At 71.6% G+C, this 16,371-nt stretch carries 18 protein-coding genes, 1 pseudogene and 1 CRISPR repeat array; of the genes and pseudogenes, 5 read left to right on the plus strand and 14 right to left on the minus strand.

Features of this window, described 5'->3' with window-relative positions:
• Positions 1–38 precede the first annotated feature (38 nt).
• Genes ACWCPM_RS05480 through argC form a run of 5 tightly spaced genes read right to left on the minus strand, consistent with a single transcriptional unit; the run spans position 39 to position 4,869 of the window.
• Complete coding sequence (locus ACWCPM_RS05480) at positions 39–584, minus strand: arginine repressor (protein WP_450974814.1); 546 nt, start codon at positions 582–584, stop codon at positions 39–41.
• Between the two features lie 7 nt (positions 585–591).
• Positions 592–1,791, minus strand: a complete 1,200-nt coding sequence (locus tag ACWCPM_RS05485; protein WP_450974815.1) for an acetylornithine transaminase — start codon at positions 1,789–1,791, stop codon at positions 592–594.
• Positions 1,788–2,696: an acetylglutamate kinase gene (argB, locus tag ACWCPM_RS05490; RefSeq protein WP_450974816.1), complete on the minus strand. Its 909-nt coding sequence runs from the start codon at positions 2,694–2,696 to the stop codon at positions 1,788–1,790. The genes ACWCPM_RS05485 and argB overlap by 4 nt, the downstream gene beginning before the upstream one ends.
• Positions 2,693–3,844 carry a bifunctional glutamate N-acetyltransferase/amino-acid acetyltransferase ArgJ gene (gene argJ, locus ACWCPM_RS05495; protein WP_450974817.1) on the minus strand — a complete coding sequence of 384 codons (1,152 nt, stop codon included), beginning with the start codon at positions 3,842–3,844 and terminating at the stop codon, positions 2,693–2,695. Before argJ ends, argB begins: the two co-directional genes overlap by 4 nt.
• Positions 3,841–4,869, minus strand: a complete 1,029-nt coding sequence (gene argC / locus ACWCPM_RS05500; protein ID WP_450974818.1) for an N-acetyl-gamma-glutamyl-phosphate reductase — start codon at positions 4,867–4,869, stop codon at positions 3,841–3,843. Before argC ends, argJ begins: the two co-directional genes overlap by 4 nt.
• Before the next feature lie 260 nt (positions 4,870–5,129).
• Between argC and ACWCPM_RS05505 the strand changes: the two genes are divergently transcribed.
• Positions 5,130–5,570, plus strand: a complete 441-nt coding sequence (locus ACWCPM_RS05505) for a DUF6314 family protein (RefSeq protein WP_450974819.1) — start codon at positions 5,130–5,132, stop codon at positions 5,568–5,570.
• Here the strand turns inward: ACWCPM_RS05505 and ACWCPM_RS05510 are convergent.
• From ACWCPM_RS05510 to ACWCPM_RS05525, 4 genes are all read right to left on the minus strand, one after another.
• Positions 5,552–6,145, minus strand: coding sequence for a histidine phosphatase family protein (locus ACWCPM_RS05510; protein ID WP_450974820.1), 594 nt, complete (start codon positions 6,143–6,145; stop codon positions 5,552–5,554). The two genes, ACWCPM_RS05505 and ACWCPM_RS05510, sit on opposite strands and share 19 nt — an antisense overlap.
• A gap of 103 nt (positions 6,146–6,248) precedes the next feature.
• A complete protein-coding gene (locus ACWCPM_RS05515; RefSeq protein WP_450974821.1) occupies positions 6,249–6,686 on the minus strand; it encodes a GNAT family N-acetyltransferase in 438 nt (145 codons plus the stop codon).
• 57 nt (positions 6,687–6,743) lie between these two features.
• Positions 6,744–7,133, minus strand: coding sequence for a DoxX family protein (locus ACWCPM_RS05520; RefSeq protein WP_450974822.1), 390 nt, complete (start codon positions 7,131–7,133; stop codon positions 6,744–6,746).
• Positions 7,134–7,195: 62 nt separating this feature from the next.
• Entirely contained in the window at positions 7,196–8,629 is a 1,434-nt protein-coding gene (locus ACWCPM_RS05525; RefSeq protein ID WP_450974823.1) for an aminotransferase-like domain-containing protein, read from the minus strand.
• Here ACWCPM_RS05525 and ACWCPM_RS05530 point away from each other — a divergent pair.
• On the plus strand, positions 8,628–9,542 hold the full coding sequence (locus ACWCPM_RS05530; protein WP_450974824.1) for a DMT family transporter: 915 nt from the start codon (positions 8,628–8,630) through the stop codon (positions 9,540–9,542). The two genes, ACWCPM_RS05525 and ACWCPM_RS05530, sit on opposite strands and share 2 nt — an antisense overlap.
• Positions 9,543–9,632: 90 nt before the next feature.
• Positions 9,633–9,833 (plus strand): DUF1918 domain-containing protein, encoded by a 201-nt coding sequence (locus ACWCPM_RS05535; protein WP_450974825.1) that lies wholly within the window; start codon positions 9,633–9,635, stop codon positions 9,831–9,833.
• 1 nt (position 9,834) lies between these two features.
• Here ACWCPM_RS05535 and ACWCPM_RS05540 read toward each other — a convergent pair whose 3' ends face one another.
• The gene (locus ACWCPM_RS05540; protein WP_450974826.1) at positions 9,835–11,058 is read right to left on the minus strand and encodes a glycoside hydrolase family 10 protein; all 1,224 of its coding nucleotides are present in this window, start codon (positions 11,056–11,058) and stop codon (positions 9,835–9,837) included.
• A 168-nt stretch (positions 11,059–11,226) separates the two neighbouring features.
• Here ACWCPM_RS05540 and ACWCPM_RS05545 point away from each other — a divergent pair, with 168 nt between their 5' ends.
• The gene (locus ACWCPM_RS05545; protein ID WP_450974827.1) at positions 11,227–12,099 is read left to right on the plus strand and encodes a 3-hydroxybutyryl-CoA dehydrogenase; all 873 of its coding nucleotides are present in this window, start codon (positions 11,227–11,229) and stop codon (positions 12,097–12,099) included.
• A 348-nt stretch (positions 12,100–12,447) separates the two neighbouring features.
• Positions 12,448–12,777: direct repeats of the CRISPR family, unit length 25 nt; unit sequence CCATCCCCGCGTGCGCGGGGAGCAG.
• A 91-nt stretch (positions 12,778–12,868) separates the two neighbouring features.
• On the opposite strand, the pseudogene ACWCPM_RS05550 reads toward ACWCPM_RS05545, so the two are convergent.
• A pseudogene (locus tag ACWCPM_RS05550) lies at positions 12,869–13,498 on the minus strand (ATP-dependent DNA ligase); the annotation flags it as partial.
• A 280-nt stretch (positions 13,499–13,778) separates the two neighbouring features.
• On the opposite strand from ACWCPM_RS05550, the gene ACWCPM_RS05555 reads away from it, so the two are divergent.
• The gene (locus ACWCPM_RS05555; RefSeq protein WP_450974828.1) at positions 13,779–13,961 is read left to right on the plus strand and encodes a hypothetical protein; all 183 of its coding nucleotides are present in this window, start codon (positions 13,779–13,781) and stop codon (positions 13,959–13,961) included.
• Positions 13,962–14,027: 66 nt separating this feature from the next.
• Here ACWCPM_RS05555 and ACWCPM_RS05560 read toward each other — a convergent pair whose 3' ends face one another.
• The 3 genes from ACWCPM_RS05560 to ACWCPM_RS05570 all read right to left on the minus strand — a co-directional run bounded on the left by ACWCPM_RS05560 (position 14,028) and on the right by ACWCPM_RS05570 (position 16,368).
• Positions 14,028–14,687, minus strand: a complete 660-nt coding sequence (locus ACWCPM_RS05560; RefSeq protein WP_450974921.1) for a glycine-rich domain-containing protein — start codon at positions 14,685–14,687, stop codon at positions 14,028–14,030.
• Positions 14,688–14,837: 150 nt separating this feature from the next.
• Entirely contained in the window at positions 14,838–15,224 is a 387-nt protein-coding gene (locus ACWCPM_RS05565; RefSeq protein WP_450974829.1) for a hypothetical protein, read from the minus strand.
• Positions 15,225–15,762: 538 nt separating this feature from the next.
• Positions 15,763–16,368 carry a hypothetical protein gene (locus ACWCPM_RS05570; RefSeq protein ID WP_450974830.1) on the minus strand — a complete coding sequence of 202 codons (606 nt, stop codon included), beginning with the start codon at positions 16,366–16,368 and terminating at the stop codon, positions 15,763–15,765.
• Positions 16,369–16,371: the final 3 nt, after the last annotated feature.

The raw sequence follows: 16,371 nt of genomic DNA on the forward strand, positions 1-16,371 counted from the left end.
GCCCGTACGGTGCCGGCATGCTCGACGGAGCCCCCGGCTCAGTGGCCGTTCTGCGCCAGCCGCAGCAGATGGTCGGCGAGCGCCTGCCCGCCGTCCGGATGCCGGCTGATGAGCATCAGTGTGTCGTCACCGGCGATCGTGCCGAGGATGTCCTGCAGTTCGGCCTGGTCGATCGCGGAGGCGAGGAACTGGGCCGCGCCGGGAGGGGTGCGCAGGACGACGAGGTTGGCGGACGCCTCCGCGGAGATGAGCAGCTCCTGGGAGAGCCGCCGCATCCGCTCCTCCTTCGCCGACCCGCCCAGCGGCGCGCGCGGCGTGCGGAAGCCGCCCTCGCTGGGCACCGCGTAGATCAGGTCGCCGTCGGTGTTGCGGATCTTCACCGCGTTCAGCTCGTCGAGGTCGCGGGAGAGGGTCGCCTGGGTGACGGTCAGACCGTCGTCGGCGAGCAGCTTCGCCAGCTGGCTCTGGGAGCGCACCGGCTGCCGGTTGAGGATGTCCACGATCCGGCGATGGCGTGCGGTGCGGGTCTGTGGCACCGCGGGCCCGTTGACTCCCGCGTACCCGTTGTCCTGCGGCTGGCTCATCGTCGTCTCATTCTCCGGCTCGTCCGTCCCCGTGACCTGCGTCGAGGACACCGGGCAGCGCCCGGAGCAGCGCCGCCACCTCGTCGTCGCCGAGGTTCAGCGGCGGCATGAGCCGTACGACGTCGGGGGCGGGCGCGTTCACCAGGAGACCGGCGTCCTGGGCCGCCTGCTGGACCTGCGGCGCGAGCGGCTTGGTGAGCACGATACCCAGGAGCAGCCCCGCACCCCGGACATGGTCGATCAATCCATGGTTCAGGGACTCGATTCCTTCCCGCAACCTCTCGCTCTGCCGCTTGACGTTCTCCAGCAGTCCCTCGCTCTCGATGGTGTCGAGCACGGCGAGTCCGGCGGCACAGGCGACGGGGTTGCCGCCGAAGGTCGTGCCGTGGTGACCGGGCCGGAGCAGCTCGGCCGCCCGCCCGAAGGCCACCGTGGCGCCCAGCGGCAGCCCGCCGCCGAGGCCCTTCGCCAGCGTGACGACGTCCGGCAGGACGCCCTCGTGGGCCTGGTACTCGAACCAGTGCCCGGTCCGCCCGACGCCCGTCTGCACCTCGTCGAGCACCAGCAGCGAGCCGGTGGCGGCGGTGATGGCGCGGGCCGCCTTCAGATAGCCGGCGGGCGGGACGACCACACCGTTCTCGCCCTGGACCGGCTCGACGACGACCAGCGCCGTCTCCTCGGTGACGGCGGCGGCCAGCGCCTGCGCGTCCCCGTACGGCACATGGGTGACGTCACCGGGCAGCGGCAAGAAGGGTGTCTGCTTGGCGGGCTGGCCGGTGAGCGCGAGGGCGCCCATGGTGCGGCCGTGGAAGCCGCCCTCGGTGGCGACCATGTGGGTGCGCCCCGTCAGCCGCCCGATCTTGAACGCGCCCTCGTTGGCCTCGGCGCCGGAATTGCAGAAGAAGACCCTGCCGTCCCGGCCGAACAGCTGGAGGAGCCGTTCGGCGAGCGCGACGGGCGGCTCGGCGACGAACAGGTTGGAGACGTGCCCAAGGGACGCGATCTGCGTGCTGACCGCCTCGACGACCGCGGGGTGCGCGTGCCCGAGCGCGTTGACGGCGATCCCGCCGACGAAGTCGAGGTACTCCTTGCCGTCGGCGTCCCACAGCCGCGTGCCCGCGCCGCGCACCAGCGGCAGTCGCGGGGTGCCGTAGTTGTCCATGAGCGCGCCCTGCCACCGCGCGGTCAGTTCCTGGTTGGCGCTCATCCGGCGGCCCCCTCCTGCGCGTCCGGCACGACCATCGTGCCGATGCCTTCGTCGGTGAAGATCTCCAGCAGGATCGAGTGCTGGACCCGGCCGTCGATGACGCGGGCGGTGGTGACGCCGTTGCGCACGGCGTGCAGGCAGCCCTCCATCTTCGGCACCATGCCGCTCGACAGTTCCGGCAGCAGTTTCTCCAGCTGGGAGGCGGTCAGGCGGCTGATCACCTCGTCGCTGTGGGGCCAGTCCTCGTAGAGGCCCTCGACGTCGGTGAGAACCATGAGGGTCTCGGCGCCCAGCGCAGCAGCGAGTGCCGCAGCCGCCGTATCAGCATTGACGTTGTAGACATGTCCGTCGTCCTGTGAGCGGGCGATCGACGACACGACCGGGATCCGGCCGTCGGCGAGCAGTGCCTCGATCGCGCCCGTGTCGATCGCGGTGATCTCGCCGACCCGCCCGATGTCGACGAGCTCGCCGTCGATCCGGGGCTGGTGCTTGGTGGCTGTCATGGTGTGGGCGTCCTCGCCGGTGATGCCGACGGCGAGCGGCCCGTGCTGGTTGAGCAGGCCGACCAACTCGCGCTGGACCTGACCGGCCAGCACCATGCGGACGACGTCCATGGCGTCCTCGGTCGTGACGCGCAGGCCCGCCTTGAACTCGCTGACGATGCCGTGCCGGTCGAGGGCGGCGCTGATCTGCGGGCCGCCGCCGTGCACGACGACCGGCTTGAGACCGGCGTGGCGCAGGAAGACGACGTCCTGGGCGAAGGCGGCCTTCAGGTCCTCGTTCACCATGGCGTTGCCGCCGAACTTGATGACGACCGTCCTGCCGTGGTGCCGGGTCAGCCAGGGCAGCGCCTCGATGAGGATCTGCGCCTTGGGCAGCGCGGTGTGCTTGCGGGTCGTCGTCATGACGAGTAGGCGCTGTTCTCGTGGACGTAGTCGGCGGTGAGGTCGTTGGTCCAGATCGTGGCGGTCTCGGAGCCGGCGGCGAGGTCGGCGACGATGTGCACCTCGCGGTAGCGCATGTCGACCTTCTCGCGGTCCTCGCCGACACCGCCGTTCTTGCAGACCCAGACGCCGTTGATGGCGACGTTCAGCCGGTCGGGCTCGAACGCGGCGGACGTGGTGCCGATCGCGGACAGGACGCGCCCCCAGTTGGGGTCCTCGCCGTGGATCGCGCACTTGAGGAGGTTGTTGCGGGCGATCGAGCGGCCCACCTCCACGGCGTCGTCCTCGGTCGCCGCGTTGACGACCTCGATCTTGATGTCCTTACCGGCGCCCTCGGCGTCGCGGATCAGCTGCTGCGCGAGGTCGTCGCAGACCTGGCGTACCGCCTCGGCGAACTCCTCGTGGGCCGGGGTGACCCCGGACGCGCCGGAGGCGAGGAGCAGGACGGTGTCGTTGGTCGACATGCAGCCGTCGGAGTCCACGCGGTCGAAGGTGACCCGGGTGGCCGCGCGCAGCGCCTTGTCCAGGTCCGCGTTGTCCACCTCGGCGTCCGTGGTCAGGACGACGAGCATGGTGGCGAGGCCCGGGGCGAGCATGCCCGCGCCCTTGGCCATGCCGCCGACGGTCCAGCCGTCCCTGGTGACGACGGACGTCTTGTGGACGGTGTCGGTGGTCTTGATGGCGATGGCGGCCTTCTCGCCGCCGTGCTCGGAGAGCTGGGCGGCGGCGGCCTCGACGCCGGGGAGCAGCTTGTCCATCGGGAGCAGCACGCCGATCAGGCCCGTGGAGCAGACGGCGATCTCGATCGCGCCCCTGCCGAGCACCTCGGCGGCCTTCTCCGCGGTGGTGTGCGTGTCCTGGAAGCCCTTCGGGCCTGTGCAGGCGTTGGCGCCGCCGGAGTTGAGGACGACGGCGGTGACCTGGCCGCCCTTCAGGACCTGCTCGGACCAGAGCACGGGCGCGGCCTTGACGCGGTTGGAGGTGAAGACACCCGCGGCGGCGCGGCGGGGCCCGTCGTTGACCACGAGGGCCAGGTCCGGCTTGCCGCTCTCCTTGATCCCGGCGGCGATGCCGGCCGCCGTGAACCCTTGTGCTGCCGTGACACTCACGGTGCGACTCCGATCGTGGAAAGGCCCAGCGCCTCGGGGAACCCGAGCGCGAGGTTCATGCTCTGGACGGCACCGCCCGCGGTGCCCTTGGTGAGGTTGTCGATGGCGCTGATCGCGATGATCCGTCCGACGGCCTCGTCGTACGTGACCTGCACGTGAACGGCGTTGGAACCGTGGACGGAACCCGTGGCGGGCCACTGCCCCTCGGGGAGCAGACGGACGAAGGGCTCGTCGGCGTAGGCCTTCTCGTAGGCGGTGCGGACCGACTCGGCGGTGACCCCCGGCTTGGCGGCGGCGGTGCACGTGGCGAGGATTCCGCGCGGCATCGGGGCCAGGGTCGGCGTGAAGGAGACGGAGACCCGCTCGCCGGCCGCGGCGCTGAGGTTCTGGATCATCTCGGGGGTGTGCCGGTGGCCGCCTCCGACGCCGTACGGCGACATGGAACCCATGACCTCGGAGCCGAGCAGATGCGGCTTGAGCGCCTTGCCCGCGCCGGAGGTGCCGGACGCGGCGACGATCACGGCCTCGGGCTCGGCCAGACCCGCGCCGTACGCCGGGAACAGCGCGAGGGAGACGGCCGTGGGGTAGCAGCCGGGTACCGCGACGCGCTTGGACCCCTCCAGCGCGGCGCGGGCACCCGGCAGTTCGGGGAGGCCGTAGGGCCAGGTCCCGGCGTGCGGGGAGCCGTAGAACCTCTCCCAGTCGCCGGCGTCCCTCAGCCGGAAGTCGGCGCCCATGTCGACGACGAGCACCTCCGGGCCGAGCTGCTCGGCGACGGCGGCGGACTCCCCGTGCGGCAGCGCGAGGAACACGACGTCATGGCCCGCGAGGACCTCGGCGGAGGTCTCGCTCAGCACCCGGTCGGCCAGCGGCTGCAGCTGCGGCTGGAGCTCGCCGAGCCGCCGGCCCGCGTTGGCGTTGGCGGTCAGGGCGCCGATCTCGGTCTCGGGGTGCGCCAGGAGCAGACGCAGCAGCTCTCCGCCCGCGTATCCGCTCGCTCCGGCCACTGCCGCACGTACCGTCATGAACCCTCCTCATGGATGGCATGACTATACGCTTCCCTGCACGTTTATACAATCCCGGACTCACGCCATCGGACCGCAGGATCCAGCCACCCACCCCCGTCGCCGGTGACGATCAGGGGGCGTCCGGCCGAACCTTCGGGAAAGCGCGGGTCATCCGCCACCGGGCCCGGTCGGCGGACGCGGACCCCCGGCTGATAGAGAGGGCGGGCGGGGCGCGTCCACGGGTGGCGCGGTGACGAACGGGACGGGAGCGGAGCGGGATGGGCGAGTTCTGGCCGGTGCCGGAGGTGCTGGCGTATCTGGCCGGGCGGTGGCGGGTCCGCAGGTCGGTGCGGGATCTCGCGAGCGGGGACGAGGGGCACTTCGACGGCACGACGGAGTTCGCGCCCCTGGGCGGCGGCCTGCTGCACGAGGAGTCCGGCACGTTCGTCTGGCGGGGCGTCGCGCGGCCGGCCGGGCGGACGCTGCGCTTCCTGCCCGGCGCCGCGCCCGGCACGGCGGACGTTCGCTTCGCCGACGGCCGCCCCTTCCACGACCTCGACCTGACCACCGGCCGGCATGTCGCCGACCACCCGTGCTCGGCCGATCTGTACCGCGGCGAGTTCACCGTCGGCGACGAGGACCGCTGGCGGTCGGTGTGGCGGGTGCGCGGCCCGGCGAAGGACCTGGTGCTGGCGACGGACTACACCCGCGTCGGCTGAGCCGGACCGCTCTCCAGCCGCAGGCTCCAGCGCCCGGCGCGGCCCGCGACCGTGGTGGTGGACAGGGAGCAGACGTCGATGCTCCAGTACGTCGACGGCGGCACCTTCAGGGCGTAGACCAGGGCCGCGCGGATCACCGAGGGCTCGGCCACGGCCACGATCCGGCCGCCGTCCTCGACGGGCCGCGTGTCCAGCCAGTGGCCGACGCGCCCGATGAACGTCAGCAGCGCCTCGCCCCCGTGCGGGGCGGAGCGGGGGTCGGCGAGCCAGGCGTCCACCGCCTCCGGCTCCCGGGCCATCGCCTCTCCCAGGGTGAGCCCGCGCCAGCGCCCCATGTCGCAGTCGCGCAACGCGAGTTGCGCCAGGGGGGCGTAACCGAGGGCGTCGCCGGTGGACCGGCTGCGGGGTGTGGGCGAGCAGTAGCGCAGCTCGGCGGCAGCGAGCGGCACCAGGTCGCGGGCGACACGCTGCACCTCGTCCCAGCCGGCCTGGTCCAGCGGCCGGTCGTCATCGAAACGTTCCGCGAGCAGCGGGCCGCTGCTCGCCGCGGCGACAAACGTGACCCGAAGTGCCATGCGGGGATCGTGCGCCTGGAGAGTGGGCAGGTCAAGAGGCGTTACCGGGGGGTTATGGAGGCGGCGCGAAACGATGCCCCAAGCCCAGGATCAGCCGGACAAGTCACTCGAAATGCAGCGCCATCCACTCCTGCGGCCGCGCCAGTGGCGCGAATCCGACCTTCCCGTAGACCCCGTGCGCGTCCCGCGTGGCCAGCAGCACGCGGCGCACGCCGTACCCCCGCAGGTGCTCGCGCACCGCCTCGACGAGCGCCGTGCCGATGCCGTTGCCGCGCACCGACGGATCGACGTACACGTCACAGAGCCAGGCGAAGGTGGCCCGATCGGTGATCACCCGCGCATAGGCGACCTGATCACCTGAAACGGTGGCGTACACGCCGAAGTTGAGCGACCCGGCGATGGCCCGGTCCTGTGTCTCCCGCGACCGCCCGATCGCCCAGTAGGCGTCGCCCGAGAGCCGGCGGTGCACCCACTCGGCGTCGATCCGCCCGGCGTCGGTGGACAACTCGTACCCCGCTGCGAGGTTCGGCACGTCGGTCATGCCGGGAGGCTCGCAGGTCCCGGGAGCGCGGGTCGAGGGATTTTCGGCGGCCCGCGCTCACGCGCCGGACGCGCCGGGGCGCTCGTCGCGTGCGACGCTCCGCGCCCACAGCACCAGCGGGACCTGGAGCGGCAGGCGGGCAAAGGCGGCGTTCCGCAGCGGTGGCCGCCGGTGGCGCCAGTCGAGGGCCATCTGGACGTTGGCGGGGAACACCCCGACGAAGAACGCCGCCGCGGCCCGCGCGGTGGCCGGCCGGGTCCTGGGCACGGCGAGCCCGGCGGCCAGGGCGAGTTCCACGGCGCCGCTCGCGTACGTCCACGCCCGCGGCGGACCCGGGAGGGCCCGGGGAACGATCGCGTCGTACTGCTTCGGGGCGACGAAGTGCGTCACCCCGGCGGCCGCCAGCAGGCCGGCGAGCAACAGGGGCGAACGATGTGACCGTGCCATGGCGCCTCCTCGGAACGACGTGGCGGCGATGTTACTGGACGGTAGGGGGCGGGAGTCCAGGCCTACAGGATCTCGTCGCAGGCCGCGCGCAACCGCCGCACTCCCTCCGTCACCTCCCCCGTCCCCGCCACCGCCGCGAAGCTGAGGCGGACATGGCCGGCCGGGGGTTCGGCACTGAAGTAGGGCCGGCCGGGGGCGAGCGCCACCCCGGCACGCAGAGCGGCCGCGGTGAACGCGGCCTCGTCGGTGCCCTCGGGAAGGCGGAGCCAGAGCTGGTAGCCGCCCGAGGGGACGTGCGGCAGCGCGAGCTCGGGCACCCGCAGGGCGAGCGCCGCCGTCATCGCGTCCCGGCGGGCCTTCAGCTCCGTCGAGACCGCGCGCAGATGACGCGGCCAGGCGGGCGAGCCGACGAGCTCCAGGGCCGCCTCCTGCAGGGGCCTGGGCACGAAGAAGGTGTCGACCACCTGGATGGCCCGCAAGCGCTCCAGCACGGGCCCGCGCGCCACCAGGGCGCCCACCCGGAAGCTCGGCGAGGTCGCCTTCGTGAGCGAGTAGACGTGCACGACGACGCCGTCGGGATCGTCGGCGGCCAGCGGAGGCGGCAGCGGCCCGGCGTCCGCGTGCACGAGCCGCCGCACAAAGTCGTCCTCGACCACGAACGCCCCGGCGTCCCGCGCGATGCGCAGCACCTCGCCGCGCCGCTGCGTGGCGAGCACGGCGCCGGTGGGGTTCTGGAACAGCGGCTGGCAGACGAAGACCCGTGCCCCGGTGGCCCGGAACGCGTCGGCGAGCAGCGCCGGCCTCACACCGTCCGCGTCCACCGGGACGGGCACGGGGCGCAGGCCCGAGGCACGGGCGATCGCCAGCATGCCCGGGTAGGTGGGCGACTCCACCAGGACCGGGGCACCCGGCGGGGCCAGGGCGCGCAGGGCCGTCGTCAGCGCCGACTGACCGCCCGACGTGATCAGCACCTCGGCGGCGGTGACCGTGTCGCCGACGCTCCGCGCGAACCACTCGCGCAGCTCCGGCAGCCCGTCCACCGGCGGCCTCCCCCACACACCGGGCCTCCGGCCCGCCCGGGTGAGGGCCGCCGCCATGGCCTTCTCCGGCTGGAGTGAGGGATGCAGATAGCCCCCGCTGAACTCGATCACCCCCGGGGGCGGCACGGCGAGCGAGACGGTGACCCCGGAGGCGTCCACGGTGCGCGGCACCAGCTCGGCGGCGGCGTCCGCGCTGAGCGCGACCTCCTGCCACGAGGTGTCGCCGGCGGGTGCGCCCCCGGCGCGGGGCTGGGCCCGGAACGCCCCGGCGCCCGGGCGGGTGACGACCAGTCCCTCGGCGGCGAGCTGGGCGAGCGCGCGGGAGACGGTCACCGGGCTCACCCGGAACCGCTCCACCAGTACCCGGCTGGACGGGAGCTTTCCACCAGGAGAGTAGTGGTCGAGCTCTCGTCGCAGGTGGTTCGCCAATTCAGCGACACTGCTACTCTGTTGCATGAAGACACAGAGTAGCGCTATCGCACCACGTCGGATAGCGGTCAGCGGCCGGCCGAGAGCCTCCGTCGGCACCCTCCAGGCCGCGCTCGGCGTCACCGTCTTCTCCCTCACCTTCCCGGCCACCGCGTGGGGCCTCGAAGGCTTCGGCCCCTGGTCGCTGGCCGCCGTACGGAGCGTGCTCGCCGCGCTGATCGCGGGCGGGTGCCTGCTGGCCCTGCGTGTCGCGCCGCCGGCCCGGGAGCACTGGGCGGGCCTCGCGGTCGTCGCCGGTGGTGTCGTCGTCGGCTTCCCGCTGCTCACCACGCTCGCCCTGCAGACGTCGACCACCGCGCACGCCGCCGTCGTCGTGGGCCTGCTGCCGCTGACGACCGCGCTGATGTCAGCCCTGCGGACGGGTATCCGCCCGTCGCGCACCTTCTGGACGGCGGCGCTGGCGGGCGCGGCCGCGGTGCTCGCGTTCACGGTCCAGCAGAGCGGCGGCGCCCTGTCCACCGCGGACCTCTATCTCTTCGCGGCGCTGCTGGTGTGCGCCGCCGGCTACACCGAGGGCGGGCGGCTCGCGCGGGTGATGCCGGGCTGGCAGGTGATCGGGTGGGCGCTGGCGCTGTGCCTGCCGCTCACCGTGCCGGCCGCGGTAATCGCCCTCTCGTCCGAGCCGGTGCAGTTCACCTTCCACAGCGTGGCCGGAGTGCTCTGGGTCGCGGCGGGCTCACAGTTCCTGGGCCTGGTCGTCTGGTACCGGGGCATGGCGGCCGTGGGCGTCCCCAAGGCCAGCCAGTTGCAGTTGGCCCAGCCCCTGCTCACACTGGTGTGGTCGGTGCTGCTGCTGGGCGAGCACCTGACCGCGGCCGCCCCGGTGACGGCCGCGGCCGTGCTCGTCTGCATCGCCGTCACGCAACGGGCCCGAGGCTGAACGGCGTTCGCACCGGTACCGGCCGGTGCTGTCCGCCGTACACTCGACGACGAGGGACCGCTGCTTCCGCACATCGTGAGGAGGCCCCAGATGCGCGCAATCGTGGGCGACCAGCTTGTCCAGCACGGCAGGGTGGTCGGACAGCACGACAAGGTCGGCGAGATCGTCGAAGTGCTCGGCCAGAAGGGCGAACCCCCCTACCGCGTCCGCTTCCAGGACGGGCACGAGGGGCTGTGCTCCCCGGGACCCGACACCCAGATCCGGCACAGGGAGACCACCACCGGGCGGTGATTCAGCGTGGGGGCGCCGCCCGCTGCTGATAGTGGTCGGCGACCACCCGCGCCATGGCCCCGTGGGCGTCCTGGGACACCTCCCGGGCGGCGAAGTAGACGTGCCCGCGCACCTCCGGATGGGCGCGGGCCAACGTCAGGTGCCGCGACAGCTCCGCCGGATCCCGCCAGCTCGCTGCCTGCGCCGGGTCACCGGCCCGGTAGAGCGCCTCCCCCACGTACAACTGCGTCTTGGTGCCCCGCGCCACCTCCGCCCACCAGGGGACGAGCTTGGCGTAGTCGGCGGCGGCGTTGCCCATGTGCCAGTACAGCTGCGGGCAGATGTAGTCGATCCAGTTCTCCCGGACCCACTTGCGGGAGTCCGCGTAGATGTCGTCGTACGACTGCAGCGCCCGGGTGTCCGAGCCGCGCGGGTCGGTGTCGGCGTTGCGCCACACCCCGAACGGGCTGATCCCGAACCGGGTGCCGGGGCGGATCTCCTGGATGCGGGTGGCGGTGTCGCGCACCAGCCGGTCGACGTTGTCGCGCCGCCAGGCGGCGCGACTCGGGAAGGCGCCGCCGTACGCGTCGTAGGCGTCGTCGTCGTCGAAGGTCTGGCCTGCGATCGGGTACGGGTAGAAGTAGTCGTCGAAGTGCACGGCGTCGACCGGGTAGCGCGCCACCGCGTCCAGCATGGCCTCCCGCACGAACGTGCGAACCTGCGGCAGCCCCGGGTCGTAGTAGAGCTTCCCGCCGTGGCGCACCACCCAGTCGGGGTGCAGCCGGGCCGGGTGAGAGGCGACGAGACGGCTCGTGTCGCCGTGCGTCGCGATCCGCAGCGGGTTGAACCAGGCGTGCAGCTCCAGCCCCCGCGCGTGCGCCTCGGCGACGGCGGTGCCGAGCGGGTCCCAGCCGGGGTCGCGGCCCTGGGTGCCGGTGAGGTACTGCGACCAGGGCTCGTGCGGCGAGGGCCACAGCGCGTCGGCCGTCGGACGCACCTGGAGGATGACGGTGTTCAGCCTGCGCCGGGCCGCCGCGTCGAGGAAGGCGAGCAGCTCGGCGCGCTGCACGGCGGCGGACAGGCCCGTGCGCGACGGCCAGTCGCGGTTGCCCACGGTGGCCAGCCACATGCCCCGCATCTCGGTGATGGCCCGGGGCCGCCCTGCGGAGGCCGCGCCCGCGTCGCCCGCCGTCGCCAGCGTCGAGAGTGCGGCCAGCGCGAACGCCCGGCGTGACAGCCGTCCCATGGAAAACACCCCTGTACTCTGCGGATGAACATGAACTCGGTCACGGATCGTCTCCGCGGCACAGCATGCCCCCACCCGTGCGATCGATCATCGATACTTACGGGTAACGTGCACGAACGGAGCAGGCACCGAACCGGGCGAACCTGCCGAGTCAGCGAAGGGGACGATGTGACGGGCATCCCAGCGGGCGACATCACGCGCGTCGGAGTCGTGGGCTGCGGCCAGATGGGCGCGGGCATCGCCGAGGTGTGCGCCCGCGCCGGACTGGACGTGAAGGTCGCCGAGACCACCGGCGAGGCCCTGGAGATCGGCCGTACCCGGCTGTTCAACTCCCTGTCCAAGGCGGCGGAGCGCGGCAAGATCAGCGAGGAGGAGCGGGACGCCACGCAGGCGCGCCTGAGCTTCACCACCGACCTGGGCGAGTTCGCCGACCGCGATCTGGTGATCGAGGCCGTCGTCGAGAACGAGCAGGTCAAGACCGAGATCTTCCGGGTCCTCGACCAGGTGGTGACCCGCCCGGACGCCATCCTGGCGTCGAACACCTCCTCCATCCCGCTGGTGAAGCTGGCGGTCGCGACCTCGCGCCCCGACCAGGTCATCGGCATCCACTTCTTCAACCCGGCCCCGGTGCAGCAGCTGGTCGAGCTGATCCCGGCGCTGACCACCTCCGAGGGCACGCTCGGCCGCGCCCAGCTGTTCACGGAGAAGATCCTGGGCAAGCACAGCATCCGCGCCCAGGACCGCTCCGGCTTCGTGGTCAACGCGCTGCTGATCCCCTACCTGCTCTCGGCGATCCGGATGTTCGAGTCGGGCATCGCGAGCCGCGAGGACATCGACAACGGCATGGAGATGGGCTGCGCCCACCCGATGGGCCCGCTCAAGCTGTCCGACCTGATCGGGCTGGACACCGTGGCCTCCGTGGCGGACAGCATGTACGAGGAGTACAAGGAGCCGCTGTACGCCGCTCCCCCGCTGCTGCAGCGGATGGTGGACGCGGGCCGGCTGGGGCGTAAGAGCGGCTCGGGCTTCTACACGTACTGACGAGTGCGATAACGCAGCCAAGTGGCGCTGTTCAAGGGCGAGTTCACCCGGGACAGCGCCCACGGCGGCACTGGCGTCGGCGGCGCCCGACAGGTCCTCAGCCGCGTGACCTCGCCCAGCCCACGTGGACCGCACGGGGACACGACCTACTGGGCGGCATCGACCGACACCAAATCGACCCTGACCTGGGACTTTGCGTCTTTCGAAGCTGTCAGGACCTTTCCCGCTGACTCAGTGAAATGTCCCTGGAAAGTCCCCGGGACAGAGCTGAAAGTCCCTGAAAAGTCCCTGGGAAGTCCCTGGTTCGGAGCGGCCCGACTCAGCCAGTGCGCCGGCGACCCGGGGGGTCCGTCCCCGCGTGCGCGGGGAGCAGGAGAAGGGGACCACCGGGACAACACCGAGCGGGGGCCCATCCCCGCGTGCGCGGGGAGCAGTCCGGACCGCGGGTGTCTGTCACTGTGGCATCGGGTCCATCCCCGCGTGCGCGGGGAGCAGCCGGCCGAGGCGTGCGGGAAGTGCCGGTCGCCGGGGCCGTCCCCGCGTGCGCGGGGAGCAGGCCAGGCTCTTGATGCGGGAGATCGACACGGTGGATCCATCCCCGCGTGCGCGGGGAGCAGTTCTGTCGAGTTCGTGTTGGCAGGTTTCGCGGGGGTCCATCCCCGCGTGCGCGGGGAGGAAGCCGCACCACCAGTGCCCTCGGCCGCGTCACCGACCCCGTGAAGCCGACGACCTCGGCATCGGTGGTCTCCGCGTGACGCACCTTCTTCCACGACGACGACCTACCCGCCCGGTACGGCGAGAGCCCGTTCTTGGCCACCACACCCTCCACACCGGCGTCGGCCAGCGTCTCGTACCAGACCCGCGCGACCTCGACGTCATCCGTCGCCGACACCGCCTGGATCGGCGAAGGCCGCGGCAACGCGCCCACCACATCCAGCATCAGCGCCCGCCGCTGCTCGTACGGCCGCGCCCGGACATCACCCGTCGGCAACGCCAGTACGTCCCAGACGATCAGCAGCGCCGGATGCCGCTCTGCCAAGTCCCGTGCACGGGCGGGAGTCGAGGCCGCCCGGGACTGCGCCGCCTCGAACGAGACTCGGCCGTCGATCGGCACGACCGCCTCTCCGTCCAGTACGACGCCCGGCGGCAAGTGCTTCCCAGCCAGAGCCAGATCCATCCACCACGGTGTGACGTCCCGCCCGGACCTCGCCTGGAGACGCACCGTCGCCTCCTGACGGAAGAGCACCGTGCGGTGGCCATCCAACTTGAGCTCGTACCACCAGCGCGGCCCAACCGGCAGCGTCGGCACCAGCTCCGCGAGCGCCACGTCAACTGGAAACTCCACGTCACCAGGCTGCTTCGAAGGTGACTCGTTCGCGCGGCGAGCGAGCCGCCGCATCCACCGCTATTACGGAGAGTAAGGAAGCCAATCACCAATTCGGTTGGTTGAACTATCTGGGACGCCGGGGGTACCGGCGACCGGATGACGTTGAAAGACGGGGGTGAATGTGGCGTACGTCTCAAACCGCCATTGCTGTTGGGATTTCACGTCACGCCCCGTTTAGCCTCCCCAACGCTTCGCGATCGCGAGATCGACGAGGGAGGGGGAGCCGCCCCGGCAGGCAGCTCCCCCTCGGAACCTTCAGCACACCAGGCAAGGCGTTACGGAAGGACAATCCATGGAAGCACAGGGCTGGAAGTACGGCGGACACTTCGAGTTTCGGCGGCCCACGATCACTGACGCCGTCGTGGCCGGTGCCCTGGCATACCTGCTGGTGCAGGCCGGCGCGCACGAGGCCGTCGCTGCGGGCGTCGGGCTTGTCGCCCTGCGCATCGTCCGCTGGATCCGTGTGCAGGGATGACCCCCTGCGGGTCCCCGGCCTCCCACCGGCCGGGGACCCGCAACGACCGAGGGTGACAGCGGGCTTCTATCCGAGCAGCTCGACGATCACGATGCCGTCCTGTCCGGCGGTGCCGGTGACACTGTCACCGTCTCGTGCAAGGGCCCCGGCCGCGCCGCCGCCGTAGCCTCGGCCGGCACCGCCGCCGCTGGTTGAGGCGCGCTGGTATCCGCCGTGCCCAAGGTGGGATCCACCGCCCACACCGGCAAGCCCCTGGCCGCCGTCCAGCCGTAGGGCTCCACCGCCCGCTCCACCACCCATCACAATCTGGCCGGAACCACCGAGGGGGCCAGGGGTGCCGGAGAAACAGACCGTCGTCGTCCCGGACGTCATCACGGACGGGCCACCGGCGCCCCCGTTCGCGGATACCAGGCCGCCGAAGCTGCTGTTCCCTCCGTCGCTTCCGTCCGTCGACGCGGTCCCCGCGCTGCCGCCCTGACCGACCACGATCGTCTCCACCGCCCCCAAGGCAGACACGTCGTAGACGCCCTCTGAGTAACCGCCGCCAGCACCCCCAGGCTGCGCGGAACACTGGTTGGCGTTCGCACGTGCGCCTGCCGCTCCGCCACCGGCCGCCTGCACACGAATGCGCACCCGGGCCAGCCACGGGTAGCTCGCGTTCTGGAACTGGTGGGTGCCTGGGGCCGTGAAGCGGAGGACCTCCCGGAGTCCTTGACGGCCCGGCACGATGCAGAGGGAACCGTCCTCATCGACGGTGAAGTACTCGTCGCAGACGCAGACCGAGGCCAAAGCACACCTCTCAGGGGAGAGACGACAGCCCGGCCCACAACCAGCGGCGACGAGGAGTAGGGTAAAGGGTTCCGCATTCGTGTGCTCTCAGGCAGACCACAAGGCAATGCTTGCGCCTGTCCATAGCGCCACGCCTAGCCCACAGAACATCGTGTAGACGAAGCGCGCAAGCTTGTGGCCTTGCGAGTATAGGGAGTTGAATAGGATCATTCCGGCGAGGTTCAGATAGACGCCCCCGACAGCCCCCCACCGGGACACGTCGAAGCGCACCCAGAACGCGCCGATGTCGACGACGACGACGGCGACGCATATGAGGCAGAGGAAGAGCACGAATGCGAAGTCGAAGTAGCGGCTGATCCTACTCGGCCCCTGCCTGGGTTCACGAGGCCCACGCCGGTCGAGCCAAGCGATACACATGCTCACGACGCCCGCGACCGTCCCAATGACCGTCAGCCAGAACGACAGGATCGTCATCAACGCCAGCCCACCTCCGCTCTGACGACTGGTCCTGTTCTACCGCGCAGGGGGGCGGGCCATCTGACAAGTGCACAATCGTCGCGGGTCCGTTACCGCGCCTCGCTGGCCTCAGTCGCGGGTAACGCCCTCAGATGGACGCGTACACCCTCGCCTGCCGGAACTGTCACGCCACTGCGGCGCTTGGGAAGGGTGCTCCAAACCCGCACAACAACCCGCCAGGCCGTGACTTCCTCTAGGGCAGCCATGACTGTGTGTTCGTCGTCAACGGGTTCGGGGTCTACCGGTACAGCGCTGATGACCGGAGGCGACGTGAACGGCTCGGGGAACACCCAGACCGCGCGGCCCTCTTCGCAGGTCGTGACGATCGCCGCGACCGGAGCCCGCGAGGGCAGGGGCTGTGGCGCCTGCGCCGACTCCGCTTCCCTTCGGCGTCCGCGTCCCGGGGCCGGCTTGCGGGCGCGCCTCTCGGCGTCGCGCAGCATCCCGGCGAGCGCGTTGCCTGGCACCCGTCGCGTGGGGCCTCCTCGGAGCGCCATCAGCCCATCTCCGTTCCTGCGGCGGCCAGCTGGATCTGCACCTTCTCCGTGCCGGGCTGGTCGCTCGTGCCGCCTTCCTCGGTGACCTTCAGCCCGACGATCTTCATGCGCTGCGTGACCGTACAGCAGGTCAGGGTGCTCGTGACGTCCAGGCACCATCCTGGGACCAGCCGCGGTACGTCGATCGCCGCTTCAGGGGACAGCGTCACTTCCTGGCTGTCGATGAAGACGGGCACCGGCAGGCTGGAGCGGACTCGGGCGCGGGCCGCCGAGGTCGCGGAGGCGTCGTCGGTGATCGAGCTGTCTTCCTCGTACCGCTCCAGCAGCCCGTAGTACGCGTCGAGGGAGCCCGCTTCGCCGAGGACGTCGCCCTCGTCGTCTCCGGCGATGACCCACCGGGTGGCGAGGTTGGTGCCGTCCTCGGTGACCTCCAGACCCTCGGGCAGGTCGACGTCGGAGAGACGGCCCACGCTCTCAAGCCAGTTCTCCGGGAGCAGGATGATCGTGTTGCCGACGACGGTGTAGTCCAGGCCGGTCGCGGCCAGGTCCCGCAGATGGTCGCCGGACTGACCGATGTCTCTGGTGTACTGCCTGCCCCCTGTCACGCC

Source organism: Streptomyces sp. NPDC002309, from assembly GCF_053593375.1.